The 22972-nt window shown below is 67.7% G+C and carries 20 protein-coding genes; 15 read left to right on the top strand and 5 right to left on the bottom strand.

What is annotated here, in order from left to right; translation table 11 throughout:
- Positions 1-175 precede the first annotated feature (175 nt).
- Positions 176-949: a hypothetical protein gene (locus tag ACOJTB_RS16080; protein WP_420103534.1), complete on the top strand. Its 774-nt coding sequence runs from the start codon at positions 176-178 to the stop codon at positions 947-949.
- A 54-nt stretch (positions 950-1003) separates the two neighbouring features.
- Here the strand turns inward: ACOJTB_RS16080 and ACOJTB_RS16075 are convergent, their stop codons facing one another.
- Positions 1004-2023, bottom strand: a complete 1020-nt coding sequence (locus ACOJTB_RS16075; RefSeq protein ID WP_420103533.1) for an amino acid ABC transporter substrate-binding protein — start codon at positions 2021-2023, stop codon at positions 1004-1006.
- A gap of 140 nt (positions 2024-2163) precedes the next feature.
- Entirely contained in the window at positions 2164-3048 is an 885-nt protein-coding gene (locus tag ACOJTB_RS16070) for a GNAT family N-acetyltransferase (RefSeq protein ID WP_420103532.1), read from the bottom strand.
- Positions 3049-3248: 200 nt separating this feature from the next.
- Here ACOJTB_RS16070 and argE point away from each other — a divergent pair, with 200 nt between their 5' ends.
- From argE to ACOJTB_RS16040, 6 genes are all read left to right on the top strand, one after another.
- Positions 3249-4382 carry an acetylornithine deacetylase gene (gene argE, locus ACOJTB_RS16065; RefSeq protein WP_420103531.1) on the top strand — a complete coding sequence of 378 codons (1134 nt, stop codon included), beginning with the start codon at positions 3249-3251 and terminating at the stop codon, positions 4380-4382.
- A gap of 20 nt (positions 4383-4402) precedes the next feature.
- Positions 4403-5326, top strand: coding sequence for a 2-hydroxyacid dehydrogenase (locus ACOJTB_RS16060; RefSeq protein ID WP_420103530.1), 924 nt, complete (start codon positions 4403-4405; stop codon positions 5324-5326).
- Positions 5327-5372: 46 nt separating this feature from the next.
- On the top strand, positions 5373-5726 hold the full coding sequence (locus tag ACOJTB_RS16055; RefSeq protein WP_420103529.1) for a cupin domain-containing protein: 354 nt from the start codon (positions 5373-5375) through the stop codon (positions 5724-5726).
- Positions 5727-5865: 139 nt separating this feature from the next.
- Complete coding sequence (locus ACOJTB_RS16050) at positions 5866-7329, top strand: aldehyde dehydrogenase family protein (protein ID WP_420103528.1); 1464 nt, start codon at positions 5866-5868, stop codon at positions 7327-7329.
- An 11-nt stretch (positions 7330-7340) separates the two neighbouring features.
- Entirely contained in the window at positions 7341-8384 is a 1044-nt protein-coding gene (locus tag ACOJTB_RS16045) for a tartrate dehydrogenase (protein WP_420103527.1), read from the top strand.
- A 20-nt stretch (positions 8385-8404) separates the two neighbouring features.
- Positions 8405-9859 (top strand): NAD-dependent succinate-semialdehyde dehydrogenase, encoded by a 1455-nt coding sequence (locus ACOJTB_RS16040; RefSeq protein ID WP_420103543.1) that lies wholly within the window; start codon positions 8405-8407, stop codon positions 9857-9859.
- A 204-nt stretch (positions 9860-10063) separates the two neighbouring features.
- Here ACOJTB_RS16040 and ACOJTB_RS16035 read toward each other — a convergent pair whose 3' ends face one another.
- Both ACOJTB_RS16035 and ACOJTB_RS16030 read right to left on the bottom strand, forming a co-directional pair.
- A complete protein-coding gene (locus tag ACOJTB_RS16035) occupies positions 10064-11341 on the bottom strand; it encodes an NAD(P)/FAD-dependent oxidoreductase (RefSeq protein WP_420103526.1) in 1278 nt (425 codons plus the stop codon).
- A 26-nt stretch (positions 11342-11367) separates the two neighbouring features.
- The gene (locus ACOJTB_RS16030; RefSeq protein ID WP_420103525.1) at positions 11368-12036 is read right to left on the bottom strand and encodes a haloacid dehalogenase type II; all 669 of its coding nucleotides are present in this window, start codon (positions 12034-12036) and stop codon (positions 11368-11370) included.
- Positions 12037-12355: 319 nt separating this feature from the next.
- Here ACOJTB_RS16030 and ACOJTB_RS16025 point away from each other — a divergent pair, with 319 nt between their 5' ends.
- From ACOJTB_RS16025 to ACOJTB_RS15995, 7 genes are all read left to right on the top strand, one after another.
- A complete protein-coding gene (locus ACOJTB_RS16025; RefSeq protein ID WP_420103524.1) occupies positions 12356-13198 on the top strand; it encodes a GNAT family N-acetyltransferase in 843 nt (280 codons plus the stop codon).
- A 13-nt stretch (positions 13199-13211) separates the two neighbouring features.
- Complete coding sequence (locus ACOJTB_RS16020) at positions 13212-14588, top strand: aspartate aminotransferase family protein (RefSeq protein ID WP_420103523.1); 1377 nt, start codon at positions 13212-13214, stop codon at positions 14586-14588.
- 225 nt (positions 14589-14813) lie between these two features.
- Entirely contained in the window at positions 14814-15530 is a 717-nt protein-coding gene (locus ACOJTB_RS16015; protein ID WP_420103522.1) for an HAD-IA family hydrolase, read from the top strand.
- A 65-nt stretch (positions 15531-15595) separates the two neighbouring features.
- On the top strand, positions 15596-17209 hold the full coding sequence (locus ACOJTB_RS16010; protein WP_420103521.1) for an ABC transporter substrate-binding protein: 1614 nt from the start codon (positions 15596-15598) through the stop codon (positions 17207-17209).
- 136 nt (positions 17210-17345) lie between these two features.
- On the top strand, positions 17346-18296 hold the full coding sequence (locus ACOJTB_RS16005; RefSeq protein ID WP_420103520.1) for an ABC transporter permease: 951 nt from the start codon (positions 17346-17348) through the stop codon (positions 18294-18296).
- 2 nt (positions 18297-18298) lie between these two features.
- A complete protein-coding gene (locus ACOJTB_RS16000) occupies positions 18299-19150 on the top strand; it encodes an ABC transporter permease (RefSeq protein ID WP_420103519.1) in 852 nt (283 codons plus the stop codon).
- Positions 19150-20817 (top strand): ABC transporter ATP-binding protein, encoded by a 1668-nt coding sequence (locus tag ACOJTB_RS15995; protein ID WP_420103518.1) that lies wholly within the window; start codon positions 19150-19152, stop codon positions 20815-20817. Before ACOJTB_RS16000 ends, ACOJTB_RS15995 begins: the two co-directional genes overlap by 1 nt.
- A 21-nt stretch (positions 20818-20838) precedes the next feature.
- Here the strand turns inward: ACOJTB_RS15995 and ACOJTB_RS15990 are convergent, their stop codons facing one another.
- Positions 20839-21321, bottom strand: a complete 483-nt coding sequence (locus ACOJTB_RS15990) for an Lrp/AsnC family transcriptional regulator (RefSeq protein WP_420103517.1) — start codon at positions 21319-21321, stop codon at positions 20839-20841.
- Positions 21322-21621: 300 nt separating this feature from the next.
- Here ACOJTB_RS15990 and ACOJTB_RS15985 point away from each other — a divergent pair, with 300 nt between their 5' ends.
- Entirely contained in the window at positions 21622-22947 is a 1326-nt protein-coding gene (locus ACOJTB_RS15985; protein ID WP_420103516.1) for an NAD(P)/FAD-dependent oxidoreductase, read from the top strand.
- The last annotated feature ends 25 nt before the right edge of the window (positions 22948-22972 follow it).

Genomic DNA, 22972 nt, shown 5'->3' with positions numbered 1-22972 from the left:
CGGCCAAAAGACCCGCCCCCACCGGGATCCGCACCGGCGGAACGCTCCGGATGCTTTGGTTGCGGCCGCAGCGGACCCAACCAGAGGCGCTTGGACGGACCGGCCCGAACCGAATCGCGCTCGGCCCTGCGCCCTTCCGAAAGGCATCCATGCTCGTCGAAACCCTGAAAGACCCTTGCCGGCTCTGCCCATCGGGCTGCGCTGCGGCGTGATGAATCGGGAAACGGCCATCCCGTCGCCAGCCCGGCTGCGGACCGGATTGCTCGCAGCGCTGGTGGCGCTGGGCGTCTCGCCGATCGCGGTGCTTGCCCAGGAAGGCACGACGATGCGCGTACCCCTGCCCCCGCAGCGGCCCTTCGACCTCGATCTGGCCGGCACGCCGGCTCTGCCGCCCATCGTGGTGCCGCCGGCCCGGGCACCGGCACGCGAAACCCCCGCCAGCCAGACCGCGCCGGAGACGCCGGGAGAGGTTCGGTCCGGAGAGACGCCTGCCGACGTGGCCGCGCCCGCGACACCCTCGCAGAGTGCGGGCCCGACATCGCCTGTTCTGGAAGAGGACGAGGAGGAAGGCCCGGTCTGGCCTAAACTCACGCCCGGACAGAAGGCCGGGGCGGAGCCGCAATACGATCCCAACGAGAAGCCGGACAGGCCGGGCATCTCGACCGATCCGGGGACCTCGACCGATTGTCTGCCGAAGACATTGAAGACGGTGCTGGAGCGGGTCGCGCAGAGATATGGGGCGGTGAAGGTCACCTCGACCTGGCGGCCGGCCTGGCGCGCCCGGCGCAATTCCTATCACCGCCGCTGCGAGGCGATGGATTTCCGCGTGCCGGGCGTGAAGCCCCGGCTGGTGCTGGAATGGGTCCGCGCGATGGAGGATGTCGGCGGCCACCACGTCTATTGGAACGGCCTGATCCATGTGGATACGGGGCCGCGCCGGCCCTGGTAGGCCGGCGCTTCGATGGGGGACCGGCGGCGGTGCGCCGGTCAGCCGCCTCTCCGATCAGCGGATCGGCGGAGCGTAGTGCAGGCCACCCTCGGTCCAGAGCGCGTTCTTGCCGCGCGCGATCTTCAGCTCCGAGCCCTGGCCGACGCTGCGCTCGTAGGATTCGCCGTAATTGCCGACATGCTTCACGATCCGGTAGACCCAGTCGTTGCTGAGGCCGATGCCGTCGCCGAACTTGCCCTCGGCGCCGAGCAGGCGGCGGATTTCGGGGTTGTCGGACTTCAGCATCGCATCGACATTCGCCTGGGTCACGCCGAGTTCCTCGGCATTGAGCATGGCGTCGAGCGTCCACTTCACCAGATTGAACCACTGCACGTCGCTGCTGCGGACGACCGGGCCGAGCGGCTCCTTGGAAATCAGCTCGGGCAGCACGACCGCGTCCTCAGGCTTCACCAGCTTGAGCTTCAGCGCGTAAAGGGCCGAGGAATCGTCGGTCAGCGCATCGCATCGGCCCGATTCGAAGGCCTTGATCGCCTCGTCGCCCTTGTCGAAGGTCACCGGCTCGTACTTGATCTTGTTCTTGCGGAAATAGTCGGCGACGTTGAGTTCGGTCGTCGTGCCCTGCTGCAGGCAGATCGAGGCGCCGTCGAGCTTCTTGGCGCTGTCGATGCCGAGCTTTTTCTGAACCAGGAAGGCCTGGCCGTCATAGAAGTTCACGCCGGCGAAGGTCAGGCCGAGCGTGGTGTCGCGCGACATGGTCCAGGTCGAGGTCCGCGACAGCAGATCGACTTCGCCGCTCTGCAGCGCGGTGAAACGGTCCTTGGAGGACAGCGGCGTGAACTTGACCTTCATCGGATCGTTGAAGATCGCCGCCGAGATCGCCCGGCACAGATCGACGTCGATGCCGACCCACTCGCCCTTGGCGTCGGGGATGCCGAAGCCGGCGAGGCCCGGGCTGACGCCGCAGACGAGATTGCCGCGGTTCTTGACGCTGGTCAGCGTGGTGGTCTGCGCCTGAGCCGGCAGGACCGATGCCGTCAGGCCGAAGGCCAGCAGCGCCGAAGCGATGATCTTCATGAAGTAAGTCCTCTTGATAAGACGGTGCCGCCGCGGACCGGTTATGGCCCGGCAGGTTCGGCAGCTTCTGCCGTTGAGGCGGAGCCCGCCGGCAGTCTGCGTCATATGCGATGCGCGGTGCGCGTCGCGCCTGCCGCCGCTCAGCCGAGCGCCTGGCTGGCGAGCGCGATGCGGCGCGCGCCGTTGGGGCTCGCCGGGCGATAGGCCGGCCGGCCCAGCCCCATGGCGGTGACGCTGTCATGGATCCGCATCCCGCAGCCGACGAGGAATTCGGTGAAGGCCGTGTCGCTCTCGGGCGTATCGGCCCGCAGGAAACCGCCCTGAGAGGCGGCCACGAGCGGGGCGCTGACGGCGACGGCGTCGTCGTCGCTCGCCGCGACCACCGGCCCGAGGACGCGCTCGCGCCCGAAGCGACGGCACAGCGCATAGGCGACGACGGCTCCCTCGCGGATCAGCACCTGCCCCTGGGAACTCGCCAGCAGCCGCGCCAGCACGGCCGATCGGTCGCAGCCGAGACCCTCCCGATCCAGCCGCAAAATCTCGGCATGGTCGCCCGCTTCGACGGCGCGCAGCTGCCCGTCGATCCGGCCGGGCTGCGGCTTGCCCTGCACATGGCCCTGGCACTGCAGGATCTTCTGCTCGTGACCATATCCCATCGAGCGATAGAGCCGCCTTGCGGCGCGGGTCGCCGTGAGGGCGAAAGCCGAGCCCGGATTGAGCGCATGCACGCGCTCCATCAGCCAGCGCCCGGCGCCATGTTCCTGCAGCCTCGGGGAGGTGATCAGCATGCCGACCATCGTATGGTCCGGCCCATAGCGCAGCCACATCACCGATCCGATGACGCGGCCGATATCGTCGCAGGCGGCGATGCCTTGCCCCAGCGCGAGCAGCGTCCGCCAGTCATCCTCGCGATGCGGCCAGCCGACCGCCACCGACAGGGTGTGGAGCTGTTCGACATCGACCTCGCCGATATCCTTCAGCGTGACCTCGAACGCATCGACCTGCAGACGGGCGGTGGTCTCCAAGAGGCAGCCTCCGACACGGCGGCGGACCCGACCGCTTTCGAGCCCGTCGCGCACCGATTCCTTTTAGAGCAAAGCCGCGAAAGGAAGCACCGTTCTCGGCGCCGAATTCGGCATGGATGACCGCGACCGGCCGCACAACAGCCGCCCGGCTCCTGCGGCGGCGCTTAAGCTGGCGCTCGTCCTGCCAGCCGGAGCCGTTCGTGACCGCCCAAGCCATCCTCTCGGAGCTGATCGCCTTCGCGTCCGTCGTGGGGCGGCCCAACGGCGTGATCGCCGGGTGGATCGCCGATCATCTGGCGCGCTCGGGTGTCGAGGCGCAACTTCTGCCGGGGCCGGAAGGCGACCGGGTCAATCTCTTCGCCACGATCGGCCCGCGGGACGTGCCGGGCCTCGTCCTGTCCGGCCATATGGACGTGGTGCCGGCGCAGGAGCCGCAATGGACCGGCGACCCCTTCACGCTGCGCGAAGAGGGAGACCGGCTTCTGGGCCGCGGCACCAGCGATATGAAGGGCTTTCTCGCCGCCGCGCTGGCGGTCGTGCCGGCCCTGGCAGGTCGCGAGCTGGCCCGGCCGATCCACCTCGCCTTCTCCTATGACGAGGAGGCCGGCTGCCGGGGCGTGCCGCATCTGATCGCCGCCCTGCCCTCGCTCTGCGCCCGCCCTGCCGCGGCCGTGATCGGTGAGCCGAGCGGATTGCGCCCCATTCTCGCGCATAAGGGCAAGGCGGCAGCGCTCGCCGAGATCCGCGGCCGCTCCGGCCATTCCTCGCGGCCCGATCTCGGCCTCAACGCCATCCATGCCATGGGGGCTGTGATCGCCGCGGCCGGCGATACGGCGCTGGCGCTGCAGGGCGGACCGCTCGACCATACCTTCGCCCCGCCCTATTCCACCGTCCAGATCGGCACGGTGCGCGGCGGCGAGGCGCTGAACGTCATTCCCGAGCTTTGCCGGATCGAGATCGAGGCGCGCGCCATCGCCGGCGTCGAGCCCGGAGCGCTGCTCGAACCCGTGCGCGCCGCTCTGGCCGCGCTCGAGGCCGAGGGCTTCGGCACGGACTGGACGCAGATCGCCGCCTATCCGGCCCTGTCCCTGCCCGCCGACGCGCCGATCGCGCTGCGCCTCGCCGAACTCACCGGCCAGGAGCCTCTGGCGGCCGTCAGCTACGGCACCGAGGCGGGGCTCTATCAGGCAGCGGGCATCGACGCGATCATCTGCGGGCCGGGCGACATCGCCCGTGCGCACAAGCCGGACGAGTTCATCACCCGCGATGAGCTCTCCGGCTGCACGCGCCTGCTGGAACAGCTCTGCACCGCCTTCGCCGAAGGGCGGGGCTGATGCAAGCCGGGGACCGAAACGTGAGCTTCCTGTTCAATTCCACCGAGGATCGCGCTCGGGTCTTCGCCGCCCGCTTCGCCGAGGCGCTGCCCGATCTGCGTTTCATTCGCACCAGCGAAGCCTACGATCCGCAGGAGATCCGCTATCTCATCACCTGGACGGAGCCGCCGGATCTGGAGCGCTTCACCCGGCTGGAGATCCTGTTCTCGATCGGCGCCGGCATCGACCAGATGAAGACGGAGGGGCTGGCCCCCCATATCCAGCTGGTGCGGATGGTCGAGGACGGCATCACCCGCATGATGCAGGAATATGTGACGCTCGCGGTGCTCGCTTTGCATCGCGACTGGCCGGCCTATCTCGCCCAGCAGCGCGAGGCGCGCTGGCAGGCCCATGGGCTGACGACCGCGAGCGACAGGCGCGTCGGCGTTCTCGGCCTCGGCATGATGGGCACGGCGGTGATCGAGAAGCTGAAGCTCTTCGGCTTCCCAATCAGCGGCTGGAGCCGCTCTCCGCGTGAGATCGAGGGCGTGCGCTGCTTCCATGGCGAGGACGGCCTCACCGCCATGCTGGCCGAAACCGACATCCTGATCTGCCTGCTGCCGCTGACGCGCGAAACCCTCGGCATCCTGGACGCCGGGCTGTTCGCCCGGCTTCCGCGCGGGGCCGGCCTCGTCCATGTCGGGCGCGGCCAGCATCTCGACCACCGGGCGCTGCTCGACGCACTCGACAGCGGCCAGCTTTCCGCAGCGGTGCTCGACGTCACGGAGCCCGAGCCGCTGCCGGCCACGCATGGTTTCTGGAACCACCCAAGGATCCTGCTGACGCCCCATATCGCCAGCAAGGTCGAGCCGGAGCCGGCGGCCCGCGCCGTCATCGAGAACATCAGGCGCCACCGGGCCGGCCTGTCCCCCATCGGCCTCGTCGACCGCAGCCGCGGCTATTGACGCCCGATCCTCCCCTCCTCCGCCATTGTCAGCGAAAGGCACCGCCATGTCCCTGCTCGTCCAGCTCGATCTCGATCCCACCAGCGAGCCGAAACACTCCAAATGCCCGCCGGAGCGCCTGCTCGCCGGCGATCCCGACTACAAGACCTGGGCGCAGGATTCCTCGCGCGGCGACACGGTGAAGACCGGCGTGTGGGAAGCGACGCCCGGCACCAACCGCTCGATCAAGGGCGAGACCTTCGAATACTGCTACATCCTCCAGGGCGTGATCGAGCTGACCGAGGAAGGCCAGGAGCCGCGCATCTTCAGGGCCGGCGACAGCTTCGTGATGAAGCCGGGCTATATCGGCACCTGGAAGACGATCGAGACCGTCCGCAAGATCTACGTCGTCGTCGGCTGAGGCCGGCGCCGAAGAATCCGCCGTCCGGGCCGGGCCAAACGGGATATCCCGCCGGCTCCGTGCGGCTCTCGCGGCGCCACCTGCCGGGCCCGCGCCGCTAGGCTCGATGCCACGACCTCTCATCCGGAGACGCCTTCCCGTGTCGCTGAGCTTCGACCCTGCCACCATCGCGTTGCCGCAGGCGCATTTCATCGGCGGGGAGCGCATCGCCGCATCCGACGGCATCGCTCTTCACCGGCCGTCCGACTGCGTGGCCTATGCCGATTGCCCGGTCGCCGAGGCCGATCTGGTCGATCGCGCGGTCGCGGCGGCCCAAACCGCGCTGAAGACCAGCGGCTGGAGCACCGCGCGCCCGCGCGAGCGGCTGAACGCGCTGCATCGCTGGGCCGATCTCATCGAGGCGGAGGCGGTGACGCTGGCGCGGATGGAGGCGCTCGCCTCGACCCGGCCGATCGCCGAACTCCTGAAATTCGACATCCCCGTCACCATCGAACAGATCCGCTTCTTCGCCGAGTTCGCCGACAAGGAAGGCGGCGACCTCGTCCCCACCGCCTCCGACAGCGTCGGTTTCATCGCGACGGAGCCCTATGGCGTCGTCGGCGCGATCACTCCCTGGAATTTCCCGCTCTCGATGGCGGCGTGGAAACTCGGCCCGGCCCTCGCGGCCGGCAATGCGGTGGTGCTCAAGCCTTCCGAGATGACCCCCTTCGCCACCCTCTACATGGCGGAGCTCTCGGTGAAGGCCGGCCTGCCGGCGGGGCTGATCAACATCGTGCTCGGCGACGGGCGCACCACCGGCGCGGCGATCACCGGCCATCCCGGCATCGCCAAGGTCAGCTTCACCGGCTCGACCGGCGCGGGCTCGGCGATCATGGAGAACATCGCCCGCACCGGGGTGAAGCCCATGACCCTGGAACTGGGCGGCAAGAGCCCGCAGCTGGTCTTCGCCGATGCCGACATCGCGCAGGCGGCCGGCGCCGTCGCGCGCGGCATCATGGCCAATGCCGGGCAGGCCTGCGTCGCCGGATCGCGCCTCGTCGTCGAGGCGAGCGTCGCCGAGGAGGTCGTCGGCCACATCCTGAAGATCATGAGCGACATCAGGCCCGGCCCGACCTGGGACGAGGCGACCGGATACGCCCCGATCATTTCCGAGCGCCAGCTCGGCCGCATGGCCAGCATCGTCGACGCGGCGATCGCGCGGGGCGCCCGCGCGCGGACAGGCGGACAAGCGCTCGATCGCGAAGGCTATTTCTATGCCCCGACCTTGCTCGAGGGACTGGCGCCGGATTCGCCCGCCATCACCGAGGAGATCTTCGGCCCCGTGCTGACGGTGCAGACCTTCCGCGACGAAGACGAGGCGATGGCCCTCGCGGACCATCCCACCTACGGCCTGTGTGCCGGCCTCTACACGCGCGACCTGTCGAGGGCGCTCAGGCTGAGCAACCGGCTGCAGGCCGGCACCGTCTGGGTCAATCGTTACGGGCGTTCGCGCGACCATATCCTGCCCACTGGCGGCTACAAGCAATCCGGCCTCGGCAAGGATCTCGGCCGCGAGGCCTATCTCGCCAATCGCAAGTCCAAGAGCATTCTGATCGCCGTCTGAGGAGCCTCGTCGTGACATCTCATCGTATCGCCCTGATCCCGGGCGACGGAATCGGCACCGCGGTCATCGACGCGACCTGGGAGGTGCTGACCAAGGCGGCCTCCGGCGCCGGCTTCTCGCTGGAAGCAACCCGTTTTCCCTGGTCCTGCGACTTCTATGAGAAGACCGGAGCGATGATGCCGGCGGACGGCATCGAGACGCTCCGCGGCTTCGATGCAATCCTGCTCGGAGCAGTCGGCTGGCCCAAGCGCGTGCCCGATTCGGTTTCGCTCCACGGGCTGCTGCTGCCGATCCGCAAGGCTTTCGTGCAATACGCCAATATCCGCCCGCACCGGCTGCTGCCTGGCGTGGAAGGCCCGCTGCGCGCCTCCCAATTCGATATTCTCTGCATCCGCGAGAACACCGAGGGCGAATATGCCGGCGCCGGCGGGCGGGTGCATAACGGCACCGCCGACGAGGTCGCCGTGGAAACCTCGATCTTCACCCGCAAGGGCGTCGAGCGCATCCTGCGCTTCGGGTTCGAACAGGCCCGCAAGCGCCGCGGCAAGCTCGCCTCGGTGACGAAGTCCAACGCCCAGAAATATTCGATGGTGTTCTGGGACGAGATCACCGCGAAGCTGGCGGCCGAATACACCGATATAGAGGTCACGAACTACCATATCGACGCCATGGCGGCGCGGATGGTGATGGCGCCGGAGAGCCTCGACGTCGTCGTCGCTTCCAACCTCTTCGGCGACATCCTGACCGATCTCGGCGCCGCCATTCAGGGCGGGCTCGGGTATGCGGCCTCCGCCAACATCAACCCGGAGCGCGACGCCCCCTCGATGTTCGAGCCGGTGCACGGGTCGGCGCCGGATATCGCGCATCTGGGTATCGCAAACCCGATCGCGGCGATCTGGTCCGGCGCCATGATGCTGGAGCATCTCGGCCAGACCGATGCCGCCCGCTCGGTCATGCGCGCTATCGAGGCGGCGACGGGTCGTGGTATCGGCACCCGTCCCGGCGAGCACAAGACGACCGAGATCACGGCGGCGATCCTTTCGGCGCTGGACTGACAGGAGATCACAGCATGACCATCGAAGGCCTTCGCGACCCCGCCCTCGTCCAGGAAGCCTGCCTGATCGGCGGCCAGTGGAACGGCGCCGCCTCGGGCCGCACGCTCGACGTCATCGACCCGGCCACGCAAGCCGTTCTCGGCACGGTGCCGGATGCCGGCATCGCCGAAACGCGCGCCGCGATCGAGGCCGCCGAGAAGGCTTTCGACGGCTGGCGGGCGAAGACACCGGCCGAGCGCGCGGCGCTGCTGGAAGCCTGGCATGCGCTGATGATCGAGCATATCGAAGATCTCGCGCTGATCCTGACGCGAGAGCAGGGCAAGCCGCTCGCCGAATCGCGCGGCGAAATTCGCTACGGCGCCTCCTTCGTCAAATGGTATGCCGAGGAAGCCCGCCGGATCTACGGCCAGACCATCCCCGCCCCCACCGCCGACCGCCGCATCCTGGTGATGAAGCAGCCGGTCGGCGTCTGCGGCATCGTCACGCCCTGGAACTTCCCGAACGCGATGATCACGCGCAAGGTCGCGCCCGCGCTCGCCGCCGGCTGCACCGTCGTGATCAAGCCCTCGGAGCTGACGCCCTATTCGGCCATCGCGCTCGGCGTGCTGGCGGAGCGGGCCGGCATCCCGGCCGGTGTCGTCAATATCGTAACCGGCCTGCCGACCGAGATCGGCGCGGAGCTGACCGGCAACCTCGCGGTCCGCAAGATCTCCTTCACCGGCTCCACGCGCATCGGCGCGCTGCTGATGAAGCAGGCCTCGGACAGCATCAAGCGGCTCAGCCTCGAACTCGGCGGCAATGCGCCCTTCATCGTCTTCGACGATGCCGATCTCGACATCGCGATCGACGGCGTTCTGGCCTCCAAATTCCGCAATGGCGGCCAGACCTGCGTCTGCGCCAACCGCATCCTGGTCCAGGACGGAATCTATGACCGTTTCGCCGAAAAACTCTCGGCCCGCGTGAACGCGATGAAGGTCGGCCCGGGGACCCAGGCCGGCGTCGATATCGGCCCGATGATCAACGCCGCGGCGCTGGAGAAGATCGAGCGGCATGTCGACGATGCCCTGTCAAAGGGCGCCAAGCGCCTCGCCAGCGCGGCCGACATGCCCAACGGCAAGCAATATGCGACGCCGACCGTGCTCGGCGAGGCCACGACGCAGATGCTGTTGGCGAGCGAGGAAACCTTCGGGCCGGTCGCGCCGCTCTTCCGCTTCCGCCACGAGGCCGAAGCGCTGGAGATCGCCAATGGCACGCCCTTCGGCCTCGCCTCCTACTTCTTCACGCAGGATATGCGCCGGGGCTGGCGCGTCGGCGAGGCTCTCGAATTCGGCATGGTGGGACTGAACACGGGCGCGATCTCGATGGAGGTCTCCCCCTTCGGCGGCGTCAAGCAGTCCGGCCTCGGACGCGAAGGCTCGCAGCTCGGCATCGAGGAATATCTCGAAGTGAAGGCCTTCCATATCGGGGGGCTATGAAACGAAAGGGCGCCGGACATCGCCCGGCGCCCAATCTTCTCTCGATTCTGTAACCGCAGCCCTCATGCTGAGGAGCGATCCCTCAGGATCGCGTCTCGACGGATGCTCGAGCAGGCTCCGTAGCTATCTGGCCCATCCTTCGAGACGCCGCGTTCCGCGCCTCCTCGGGATAAGGGCTGCGGAGGCGCGGCGGCGCCGGCTCCTTCACTGCACCTTGTCGAGCAGCTTGTAGTACATCCCCACCAGCGGCAGGAACCACGGCTTGCCGAAATGGCCGGGCACCGCCGGCCAGTCCAGCCCCTTCAGCGGGTTGCGATCCGGCCGGCCGAGAATGGCGTCGGCCATGATCATGCCGAGATGGGTCGACATCTGCGCGCCATGGCCGGAATAGCCGATCGCATACCAGAGGCCGTCGTGAAGGCCGGCGCGCGGATAGCGGTCCTTGGTCATGTCGACCAGCCCGCCCCAGCAATAATCGATGTCGACATGAGCGAGCTGCGGGAAGATGGCCGCGAGGCTCGCGCGCAGGATCGCCCCGCTCTTGGCGTCGGAGGTCTGGTCGGAGGTCGCGGAGAAACGGGCGCGGCCGCCGAAGATGAGCCGGTTGTCGGGCGCCAGCCGGAAGTAGTTGCCGATGTTCAGCGACGTCACCGCGGTGCGGTTGCCCGGCATGGTCGCGGCGACCTCGGCCTCGCTGAGCGGGCGCGTCGCGATCAGGAAGCTGCCGACCGCGATGATCCGGCGCCGGAACCAGGAGAAGCCGCCATCGGTATAGGCGCCGGTCGCGACCAGCACCTCCCTAGCGGAAACCTCGCCCCGGCTCGTGTGCATGAGATGCCGTCCGCCGTCGCGTCGCAGTGAGACGACCGGCGCGTGCTCGTGGATCACGGTGCCATGGCGCGCCGCAGCAGCGGCGAGGCCGGCGACATACCGGCCCATATGCATCATCGCGCTCTTCTTCGAGAGCATGGCGCCATGGAAGGCGTCCGAGCCGATCTCGCCTTTCAGATCCGCGCGGCTCAGCATCGCCGTGTCGGGGTCGACCTCGCGATGCAGGACCTCGAAGTTCCGGGCGATGCCGGCGACGTGCTCGGGCTTGGAGGCGAGCTTCAGCTTTCCGGCGCGGCGGAAGGAGCAGTCGATCCCCTCCTCCGCGACGATGCGCTCGATCGTGTCGACCGATGCGTCGAAGGCTTTGTAGAGCGCGATCGCCCGTTCGGTGCCGAGGGCCTCCTTGGCGCCGATGAAGCTATGGGCGAGGCCGTTGTTGAGATGACCGCCATTGCGGCCCGAGGCCCCGAAGCCGACGCTTCGCGCTTCCAGCACCACCACCTTCGCCCCAGCCATGGCGAGCTGGCGTGCCGCGGCGAGGCCAGTGAAGCCACCGCCGATGACGGCGACATCATAGCTGCCCTCGACCGGCCCCGCCGCGGCGCCCGCGAAGGGGGCAGCCGTGTCATGCCAATAGGATTTGAACCGCATCGTGCCGATCCTTTCCGTGCCCGGCCTCAGAGGCCGAACACGCCGGGCAGTCCGCCGATGTCCTTGATCTCGGTGTAGCCGTAATAGGGATTGGCCGGCTCGTGCCCGCGATTGACCCAGACCTTGTTCTTGATGCCGAGGTCATGCGCGGTCATCAGGTCGTAGCGGAACGACGACGAGACGTGGCAGACATCCTCAGGCCCGCAGCCGAGCATGTCGAACATGTACTCGAAGCCCTTCATGCGCGGCTTGTAGGACTGCGCCTGCTCGGCGGTGTAGACGGCGTGGAAGGGCGCGCCGAGCTTGGCGACGTTATGCGGGATCTGGTCGTTCTGCGCATTGGACAGAATGACGAGCGGGATCTCCTTGGCGACCTTGGCAAGCCCGGCGGGCACATCCGCATGCGGCCCCCATGTCGGAACCTGCTCGTAGATCCAGAGCGCATCCTCGGCACGGAAGGGCACGTTGTTGCGCTTGCAGGTGCGCTCCAGCGCGTTGTGAACGACGTCGCCATAGGGCTTCCAGGCGCCGAGCACCTCGTCTAGCCGATAGGCGGAGAAGTCCGTGATGAAGGTCTTCATCGCCGGCTCGCTCAGGGTCGCGCCGTAGAGCGCGCGGGCGGCCTTATCCATCGCGAAATAGATCAGCGTCCCATGGCAGTCGAAGGTGACGTATTTGGCTTTGATGACGCTCATGGCGCGGTCCTCGCTTGACGAAACGGCTCGTTCGTTCCCGCCGCCATTGTAATCCGGCCGGTTCGCGGCCGGGGCACCGCATTGCGGGGCAAGCGAAGCACAAACTGCCGTGCGCCTTCCCGGCCGTGGCAGAGTGTTGCGGCCGGCCGCGGCGGCGAGCCCCCGCTTCGGGGAAAACCGGGACCGTCGCGGGACCTCCGTGGCATTCCATGCGGTGGGCAGCCTCGCCTTCGGCGAAAGATGTCGTGCGACCGCCGTCCTCGGGAGGAACTGCGCCCGGCGCCGTCCTAATCATGATGCAGCGAAACAGGTGGGTGTCATGGCTCTCGATACGATCGACCTCGTCACATTCGAAGACCGACATCTCGACGGAGCGCTGCGCCTCTCGCGGGAAGCGGGCTGGCCGCACCGCCGCGAGGATTGGGCGATGTCGCTGGAATTGGGCGAGGGGTTCGTCGCCCTGCACGGCGAGGAGGTCGTCGGCACCATCGTGATGACGCGGCTGGGCGAGGCCATCGCCACCATCAGCCTCGTCATCGTCGCCGAGGCGTCCCGTGGGCGCGGGCTCGGCCGTCGTCTGATGGACGCCGCCCTGCAGGCCGCCGGAACGCGCGAATGCCGGCTGACCGCGACGGCGGACGGGCTGCCGCTCTATGAGAAGCTCGGCTTCGAAAGCACGCATGGCATTCGCCAGCATCAGGGCCACGTCGCTGCGATGCCGGCCGCCGATACCGCGGGGGTCACCTTGGCCGAGGCCGAGGATTTCCAGGCCATCTGCCTGCTGGACCGGCTGGCGCATGGCATCGACCGGCGCGCCTTGCTGCGCGTGGCGCAGCGATCCGGCAGCCTGGCCGTGCTGCGCCAGGATGGGCACGCCGTCGGCTATGCCGCGCTTCGCCCCTTCGGCCGCGGCGAGGTGATCGGCCCCGTCGTGGCGGAGACCGATGCCGACGCCCGAAAGCTGATCTCATTCTTCGCCTCCGGCAAGCCCGGCGCCTTCCTGCGCGTCGATACGCCCGTCGCGCTCGGACTGTCCGCCTGGCTCACCGAGCGGGGCCTCGTCGAGGTCGGCGGCGGCATCGCCATGCGCAAGGGGCACACGGCACCCGAGCCGGCGGGGCCCACCAAGGTATTCGGCCTTTTCAGTCAGGCCATCGGATAATCGGAGACACGCCATGCTGAGCAATTCGCTGATCGAACTGGATCGCGACCACTGGATCCACCCCGTCGCGTCCTATCGCGGCCATGAGAAGGCCGGGGTGCGCGTGCTGCGCTCGGCCAAGGGTGCGACCGTCACCGACGCCGAAGGCCGCCAGCTCATCGACGGCTTCGCGGGTCTGTGGTGCGTGAATGCCGGTTACGGCCAGGAGAGCATCGTCGAAGCCGCGGCCAGCCAGATGCGCGAACTCGCCTATGCCACCGGCTATTTCAGCCTCGGTTCCGAGCCGGCGATCCGGCTGGCCGCCGAACTGGCAGAGCGCGCTCCCGGCGATCTCGACCGCGTCTACTTCACCCTCGGCGGATCCGATGCGGTCGACTCCACCGTGCGCTTCATCCGTTACTATCAGGGCGCGCGCGGCAAGCCGGAGAAGGACCAGTTCATCTCCATCGCGCAGGGCTATCACGGCTCCTCGACCGTTGGCGCGGGCCTGACCGCCCTGCCCGTCTTCCATGCCGGCTTCGGTGTGCCCTATGACTGGCAGCACAAGATTCCGTCGCACTACACCTATCGCAACCCTGTCGGGGCCGAGCCGGCCGCCGTCATCGCCGCCTCGCTCGACGCGCTGAAGGCCAAGGTCGCGGAACTGGGCGGGCCGGAGCGCGTCGCCGCATTCTATTGCGAGCCGATCCAGGGCTCCGGCGGCGTGCTGGTTCCGCCGCCTGGCTGGGTCAAGGCCATGCGCGAGCTGTGCGCCGAGCTCGACATCCTGTTCGTCGCGGACGAGGTCATCACCGGCTTCGGCCGCACCGGCCCGCTCTTCGCCTGCGAGGACGAGGGCATCGTGCCGGACCTGATGACCGTCGCCAAGGGCCTGACCTCCGGCTATGTGCCGATGGGCGCCGTGCTGATGTCGCAGAAGATCTATCAGGTGATCGCGGACGGTGCCGGCGCCGCTGCGGTCGGCCATGGCTACACCTACTCCGCCCATCCGGTCAGTGCCGCTGTCGGCCTCGAGGTGCTGCGCCTCTATGAGAACGGCCTGCTCGACAACGGCCGCAAGGCCGGAGCGCGGCTGATGGAGGGGCTCCATGGGCTGTCCGACCATCCGCTGGTGGGCGAGGTGCGCGGACGCGGCATGCTGGCGGCGGTCGAACTCGTGACCGACAAGGCGAAGAAGACGCCGCTTCCCGCCGCTTGCCTGCCGGCCCAGCGCGTCTTCGACCGCGCTTGGGGCAATGGCCTCGTCATCCGCGCCTTCGCCAACGGCATTCTGGGCTATGCGCCGCCGCTCTGCTGCACCGACGCGGAGATCGACGCGATCGTCGAGCGCACCCGCAAGACGCTGGACGAGACCCTCGCCGACCCGGATGTGCGCGCCGCGATGGCATGAGAGGCACCTCGCCGATATTCCGCGCGGGCGGCGAATACGGAATTTTGTGCCGCCCGGTTTTGGACATTCGGTGACTTCGGCGAAGCCGCCGTGACACACTTCGATCCAGGCCACCGCAGATGTGGCCGGGGAACAGAGCACAACCGTCGCGACAGCGACATCGAGGTCTTCCTCATCGCGTCCATCTCGGGATGCGATGCGGCAGACCTGTCAGGCGGAGAGCCCATGACCAAGCCGCTCGGCGAATTTCGTTACCTGACCTTCGACGTCGTCGGCACGCTGATCGATTTCGAGGGCGGGCTGGTCGATTGCCTCGCCGCGATCGCGCAGGAGGCCGGGACGACGCTCAATGGCGAACAGGCGCTCGGCCTGTATCGCGCAGCCCGCTACATGCCCGATGTCCAGCGCTTCCCGGACGATCTGGCGCGGGTCTACGGCGTCATCGCGCCGCAGCTGGGCCTGCCTGTCGGAGAGGCCCATGCGGCGCGGCTGCGTGCCTCCGTCGCGGATTGGCGATCTTTCCCCGACAGTGTCGAGGCGCTGGCGAGCTTGGCAAAGCGCTACAAGCTGATCGCGATGACGAATGCGCAGCGCTGGGCCTTCACGCATTTCGCGGCCGCTCTCGGGGAGCCGTTCCATGCGGGCTTCACCGTTGACGACACAGGTACTGAGAAGCCCGACCCCGCCTTCTTCGAGCAGGTCTTCGCCTTCGTCGAAGCCGAGGGCGGCTCGCGCGACCAGATCCTGCATGTCGCCCAGAGTCAGTATCACGACATCGGCATTTCCCGGCGCCTGGGCCTGACCAATTGCTGGATCGAACGGCGCCATGCCCAGCCGGGTTATGGCGGCACGATCGAGCCCGAGCAGTTCACCCGTCCAGACTACCACTTCACCTCGATGGCAGCGCTCGCCGCTGCCGTCGATACCAGCAAGGCGGCCTGAAGAGCCGCCGCAAGAAAACAACGACGAGCCGGCGCACCGGCGGCAACAGAGATGAGGGGACCGCGATGACCGACAAGCCCGTTTCCAATTGGACCAGCGCCGACGACGCCCTGGTCGAGAACGCCATCCGCCGCGGCGCCAGCCGCCGCGACCTGCTGCAGATGCTGATGGCGGGCGGCCTCGCCGCCTCGGCCGGCAGCCTCATCCTGACCCGAGCCGATTCCGCGCTCGCCGCGACCCCGGTGAAGGGCGGCAACCTCAAGGCGGCCGGCTGGTCCTCCTCGACCGCCGACACGCTGGACCCGGCCAAGGCGTCGCTCTCGACCGACTATGTGCGCTGCTGCGCCTTCTACAACCGCCTGACCTTCCTGCCGCAGAGCGGCGTGCCGGAGATGGAGCTGGCGGAATCGATCGAGTCCAAGGACGCCAAGGTCTGGACCATCAAGCTCAAGAAGGGCATCGTCTTCCATGACGGCAAGCCGCTGACCTCCGCCGACGTGATCTTCTCGCTGAAGCGCCACCTCGACCCGGCCACCGGCTCCAAGGTCAACTCGATCGCCAAGCAGATGACGGAGTTCAAGGCGGTCGATACGCTGACCGTCGAGCTCACTCTGGCTGCGCCGAACGGCGACCTGCCGACGATCCTCTCGATGCATCACTTCATGATCGTCCAGGACGGCACCACGAACTTCGCCAAGGCGGTCGGCACCGGCGCCTTCACCTGCGAGAGCTTCGAGCCGGGCGTCCGCTCGATCGCGCTGAAGAACAAGAACTATTTCAAGCCCGGGGGCGCCAATCTCGACTCCTTCGAGTATTTCGCCATCACCGACGACACCGCCCGCGTCAACGCGCTGATCGCCAACGACATCCAGCTTGCCGCCTCGATCAGCCCGCGCTCGATGCGCCTGGTCGACAGCCAGCCCAACGTGGCCCTGTCGAAGACCACCTCCGGCAATTACACGAATCTCAACATGCGCATGGACATGGCTCCGGGCGACAAGATGGATTTCGTGACCGGCATGAAATACCTGCTGAACCGTCAGCAGATCCAGACGGCGGCGCTGCGCGGCCTCGCCGAGATCGCCAACGACCAGCCGATTTCGCCCGCGAGCGCCTATCACAACAAGGAGTTGAAGCCGAAGGCCTTCGACCCCGAAAAGGCGAAGTTCCATTTCAACAAGGCCGGTCTCATCGGCCAGTCGATCCCGATCATCACCTCCGAGGCGCCCGCCTCGGCGGTCGACATGGCGGTGCTGGTGCAGCAGGCGGGCAACGCGATCGGCATGAAGTTCGACGTGCAGCGCGTCCCCTCGGACGGCTACTGGTCGAACTACTGGCTGAAGGCGCCGGTCCATTTCGGCAACATCAATCCGCGGCCGACGCCGGACATTCTGTTCTCGCTGCTCTACGCCTCCAGCGCGCCCTGGAACGAGAGTCAGTACAAGTCGGAGAAATTCGACCGCATGCTGCTCGAGGCGCGCGGCTCGCTCGACGAAGCCAAGCGCAAGCAGATCTATGGCGAGATGCAGGTGATGGTCGCGGAAGAAGCCGGCACGGCCATTCCGGTCTACATCTCCAATGTCGACGCGATCTCGAAGAAGCTGAAGGGCCTGCAGCCGAACCCGCTCGGCGGACAGATGGGCTACGCTTTCGCCGAATATGTCTGGCTGGAAGGCTGAAATCGGCATGTGGCATGCCCGCCTCCCGGTGAGCTGCGGGCGGGCACGCCATCCATGATCGCAAGACCGGGCGCGGAGCCCGGTCTCCCCGCCCCTGCCCCTCTCGCCCCGGGAGGCGCCCTCTTCGGGAGCGCCGATGAACTCGCCGATCCTGCCCTTGCTGGGCGCCCGCCTGGCGCTGGCGCTCGTCACCCTGGTGATCGTTTCCTTCGTCGTGTTCTGCGCCACGCAGATCCTGCCGGGCGACGTGGCCGAGGTTCTGCTCGGCCAGGCGGCGACGCCCGAGGCCGTGGCGGGGCTGCGCGCCGCGATGCATCTCAACGACCCGGCCATCCTGCGCTTCTTCCGCTGGATCGGCGGGCTCGTCACGGGCGATCTTGGCGTCTCCTATGCGAATAATCGGCCGATCGCGCAGCTGATCGCGGGCCGGCTCGGCAACTCGCTGCAACTGGCGGCGGCGACGGCGCTCTTTGCCGTGCCGATCGCGCTGACGCTCGGCATCACCTCGGCCATGCTGCGCGGGTCGGTCTACGACCGGGCGGTCACGGTGGCGACGATCACGGTGATCTCCGTGCCGGAATTCATGGTCGCGACCTCGGCCGTGCTGATCTTCGCGGTCTGGCTGAAATGGCTGCCCTCTCTGTCGATCGCGCGGGATGTCTCTTCCTTCGCCGAATTGCTGCGGATCTATGCCATGCCGCTGATGACGCTGAGCTTCGTGATCTCGGCCCAGATGATCCGCATGTCGCGGGCGGCGGTCGTCGAAGCGCTCGACACGCCCTATGTCGAGATGGCCCGGCTGAAGGGCGCTTCGCGCGCCCGGATCGTGCTGCGCCATGCCCTGCCGAACGCGCTGGGCCCGATCGTCAACGCGGTGGCCCTCTCGCTCTCCTACCTGCTCGGCGGCGTGATCATCGTCGAGACGATCTTCAACTATCCGGGCATCGCCAAGCTGATGGTGGATGCGGTGGCGACGCGCGATCTGCCGCTGATCCAGAGCTGCGCCATGATCTTCTGCTTCGTCTATCTGCTGCTGATCACGACGGCGGACATCGTCGCCATCCTGTCGAACCCGAAATTGCGCTGATCATGGGCACCGAGGCCGTCACTTCCCGCAAGACCCTGCTGCCGGGCTACAGCTTCAACGCCGTCGGCTGGCTGAGCCTCACGGTGGTCGCCTTCTGGGCGGTCATCGCGGTCATCGCGCCGCTGATCACCCCGCATGCGGTCGGCGATATCGTCGACATGGACTATTTCGGGCCGCTCAGCCGCGAATTTCCGCTCGGCACCGACTATCTCGGCCGGGACATGCTCTCTCGCATCCTGTTCGGGGCGCGCTACACCGTCGGCATCTCCCTGGCCGCGACGCTGCTGGCCTGCACCACCGGCGTCGCGCTCGGCATGGCGGCGGCCGTCACCGGCGGCTGGTTCGACGCCGCGCTCAGCCGCTTCCTCGATGCGCTGAACTCGATCCCGAGCAAGCTCTTCGGCCTCGTCGTCGTCGCCGGCGTCGGCTCCTCGATCCCCGTGCTGATCCTGACGCTGTCGGTGATCTACATTCCCGGTTCCTACCGCTTCGCCCGGGCGCTCTCGGTCAATGTCAACACCACCGATTTCGTCACCGTGGCGCGGCTGCGCGGCGAGGGCCTGCCCTATCTGATCCGCTCCGAGATCCTGCCCAACATCATCGGCCCGGTCTTCGCCGATGTCGGCATCCGCTTCGTCTTCATCGTGCTGCTGCTGTCGGGCCTGTCCTTCCTCGGGCTCGGCGTGCAGCCCCCCAACGCCGATTGGGGTGCGCTGGTGCGCGAGAACATCGGCGGACTGCCCTTCGGCGCGCCGGCGGTGATGGCGCCCTCCTTCGCCATTGCCAGCCTCACCATCGCGGTCAACCTGCTGATCGACAATCTGCCGCGCAAGATCCGCGACAGGAGCGCCTGATGAGCAACCTCGTCGAGATCCATGGGCTCGAGGTCGAGGCGACCACCGATTCCGGCCGCCGCGTCGCCATCATCAAGGGCGTCGACTTCGCTATTGCGCCCGGCGAGATCGTCGCGCTCATCGGCGAGAGCGGCTCCGGCAAGACCACCATCGCTTTGACCCTCCTGGGCTACACCCGCCCGGGCTGCCGCATCACCGGCGGCAGCGTCGCCATCGACGGCCACGACATGGTCGCATTGCCTGAGGCGGAGCGGGCGAGGCTGCGCGGCCGGGAAATCTCCTATGTGCCGCAGAGCGCGGCGGCGGCCTTCAACCCGTCGCAGCGCATCATGGACCAGGTCATCGAGATCACCGCCATCCACGGCACCATGCCGCGCGCGGCCGCCGAGGCGAAGGCGGTCGAGCTGTTCGCGGCGCTCTCGCTGCCCTCCCCGGAGACCATCGGGGCGCGTTATCCGCACCAGGTCTCGGGCGGCCAGCTGCAGCGGCTCTCGGCCGCGATGGCACTGATCGCCGATCCCAAGCTGGTGATCTTCGACGAGCCGACCACCGCGCTCGACGTCACCACCCAGATCGAGGTACTGCGCGCCTTCAAATCGGTGATGAAGCGCGGCCGCATGGCGGGCGTCTACGTCTCCCATGATCTGGCCGTCGTCGCCCAGATCGCCGACCGCATCGTCGTGCTGAAGGGCGGGCAGGTCCAAGAGATCGGCTCGACCGAGCAGATCCTGACCGCGCCGGCGCATCCCTATACCGCCGAACTGCTGGCTGCCTTCAAGCCGCCGGCCAGGGTGCCGGCCGCGCCCGCTCCGGCGGGAGAGGCCAAGCCCGTTCCGGTGCTGGAGCTGGATGCCGTCAGCGCCGGCTATGGCAAGGTCGGCGCGGATGGGCAGCCGCTGATCCTCGCCGTCCGCTCGGTCGGGTTCACGCTCGAACGTGGCCGCAACCTCGGCGTCATCGGCGAATCCGGCTGCGGCAAGTCTACCCTGGCACGCACCATCGCCGGCATGATCGCGCCGGCCTCGGGCACCATCCGCTTCGATGGGAAATTGCTGGCGCCACTGGCGAAGGATCGCTCGCGCGAGGCGCTGCGCAAACTCCAGATCGTCTTCCAATCGGCCGATACGGCGCTCAACCCGGCCCGGTCGATCGAGGATATTCTCGGCCGGCCGCTGACCTTCTACCACGGACTGGGCGGCAAGGCTCGCGACGCCCGGATCGAGCGCTTGCTCGATCTCGTCCATCTGCCCAAGACCCTGAAACATCGCCTGCCGGCCGAATTGTCGGGCGGGCAGAAGCAGAGGATCAACCTGGCGCGCGCCCTCGCCGCAGATCCCGAGCTGGTGCTCTGCGACGAGATCACCTCGGCGCTCGACACGGTCGTGGCCGCGGCGATCATCGAGCTGCTGAAGGAACTGCAGCGCGAGCTGGGGCTGTCCTATCTCTTCATCAGCCATGACCTGAACACGGTTCAGGCGATCTGCGACGAGGTCGCGGTCATGTATCACGGCGAGAAGGTGGAGCAGTTGCCGGCCGGGGATGTCGGCAGCCGGGCCGGCCACCCCTATTCGCGGCTGCTGATGTCGTCCGTGCCCAAGCTCGATCCGCGCTGGCTCGACAGCCTGGAGCGCGACCCGGAACTGGTGGCGGCCTTCGCCAAACGCTGAACCGCGCCGGCCGGCCTTGCCTCAGCCGCCCGTCGGAAACAGGCTGGTCAGCGGCATATGCGGCTTCACGATCGGCGACTTCAGCACGACGAAGCTGAAATACTTGTCGATCCCGATATCGAGGTCGATCAGCCGCTCCATCAGAGTCTGGTACTCGATGATGCCGCTGGTCACGAACTTGACCAGGTAATCATAGCCGCCGGACACCAGATGGCATTCCACCACCTGGTCGAGCTTCTCGATCGAGGCGAGGAACCGCGCGAAATCGACCTGCCGATGGTTCTTCAGCGTCACCTCGGTGAAGACGGTCAGCGTCTGGCCGAGCTTGCCGATGTTGATGCGCGCGGAATAGCCGGTGATGTAGCCTTCCTGCTGCAGCTTCTTGACGCGCATCAGGCAGGGGCTCGGCGAAAGATTGACCAGCTCGGCCAACTCGACATTGGTGATCCGGCCGTTTTTATGCAGCTCGTAGAGGATCTTGATATCGATCTGATCGAGCTTCATCTGCGTCTCTCGCCTGTGCCGCAGGTCCTCATGCGGAGCAGGAGGCCTGCGGGACGAGCATGCAGGAAACGCGCCGCCGCAGCAATCGGCCGGCAGAAAATGCCGGGGACGAAAACGCTCTGGCACTTGGCTTTCCGCAACGCCCGCGCCGTGACGATGGGCTCCTGCGGAATCTCATGCTGCCGCAGCGCCATCTGCGGTGTCCCAGCGTTGCGGGGCGTCGCTATTCTGCGGGCTCATCGAGATTGCGATGCCTCGGCGCCGGCCTGATCTGGGCCGGCCCGAGCTCTGGAGACCCTGATGCCGGCACCGCTCCATCATATCGAAACCAGCCCCGACCTGCCGCCGAACGCCGATGCCGTGGTGATCGGCGGCGGCATCGTCGGGGTCTCCGCCGCCTATTACCTCGCCCGGCGCGGCCTCAAGGTCGCGCTCGTGGAAAAGGGCCGGATCGGCGCCGAGCAATCCAGCCGCAATTGGGGCTGGTGCCGCCAGCAGAATCGCGACGCGCGCGAATTGCCGATGGCGACGAAAAGCCTCGCGCTCTGGGACCGTTTCGCCGAGGAGATCGGCGAGGATCTGGGCTTCCGCCGCTGCGGCCTGCTGTATCTCAGCGACGACGACGCGCAGCTGGCCACCTGGGCGAAGTGGCGGGACTTTGCGCAGGGCGAAGGCGTCGTCACCCAGATGCTCTCGCCCACAGAGGCCTCGGCACGCGGGGCCGCGACCGGAAAGAGCTGGAAGGGCGGAGTGTTTTCTCCCACCGATGGCATCGCCAACACCGCCCGCGCGGCGCCGATGATCGCCAGGGGTGTCATGGCCGCCGGCGGCACCGTCCACCAGTTTTGCGCCGCGCGCGGCCTGGAAACGCAGGGCGGCCGGGTCAGCGGCGTCGTCACCGAAAAGGGCACGATCCGCACCACGACGGTGATTCATGCCGGTGGGGCCTGGGCATCGTCGTTCCTCAACCAGTATGGCATCCGCTTTCCGCAATCCTCTGCACGGTCGTCGATTTTATCTGTTGCGCCGGGCGCGCAGAACATCCCCGACGCGCTGCACACCACCGAGGTCTCGGTGACGCGGCGGGGCGATGGCGGCTACGCGCTCGCGATCAGCGGGGGCGCCCGCATCGATCCCACGCCGCAGCAACTGCGCTATTCGCGGCAGTTCTTGCCGATGTTCCTGCGACGCTGGCGTAACGTCTCGGTCGGCGGGCTTCAGGGTTGGCAGGCGGGTCACGAGACGCTGAAGCGCTGGCGGCTGGATGCGCCGACGCCAATGGAGGCCAACCGCATCCTGGACCCCGTGCCGGATCCCAAACAGGTCGAGGAGACGCATCGGCGCGCCCTGCGGCTGCTGCCGGGGCTGCGCGGCGTGCCCGTGCAGGCCCGCTGGGCCGGCTACATCGACTCGACGCCGGATGGCGTGCCGGCCATCGGCGAACTCACCGGCCTGCCCGGCTTCATCCTGGCCGCCGGCTTCAGCGGCCACGGCTTCGGCATCGGCCCCGGCGCGGGCCATCTCATCGCCGACCTCGTCACCGGCCAGACGCCGATCGTCGATCCGGCCGATTTCCGCCCCGAGCGGCTGGAAGGCTCGGCCTTCGGCAAAGTGGCGGAATTCTAACCGACGGCGGGCCGGGCCGATCCGG

Origin of the sequence: Allobosea sp., from assembly GCF_048595345.1 — a bacterium.
In the GTDB taxonomy this organism is placed as follows: Bacteria; Pseudomonadota; Alphaproteobacteria; order Rhizobiales; family Beijerinckiaceae; genus Allobosea.
The sequence above is the reverse complement of the archived record's forward strand: the minus strand, read 5'-3'. Positions and strand labels throughout refer to the sequence as shown.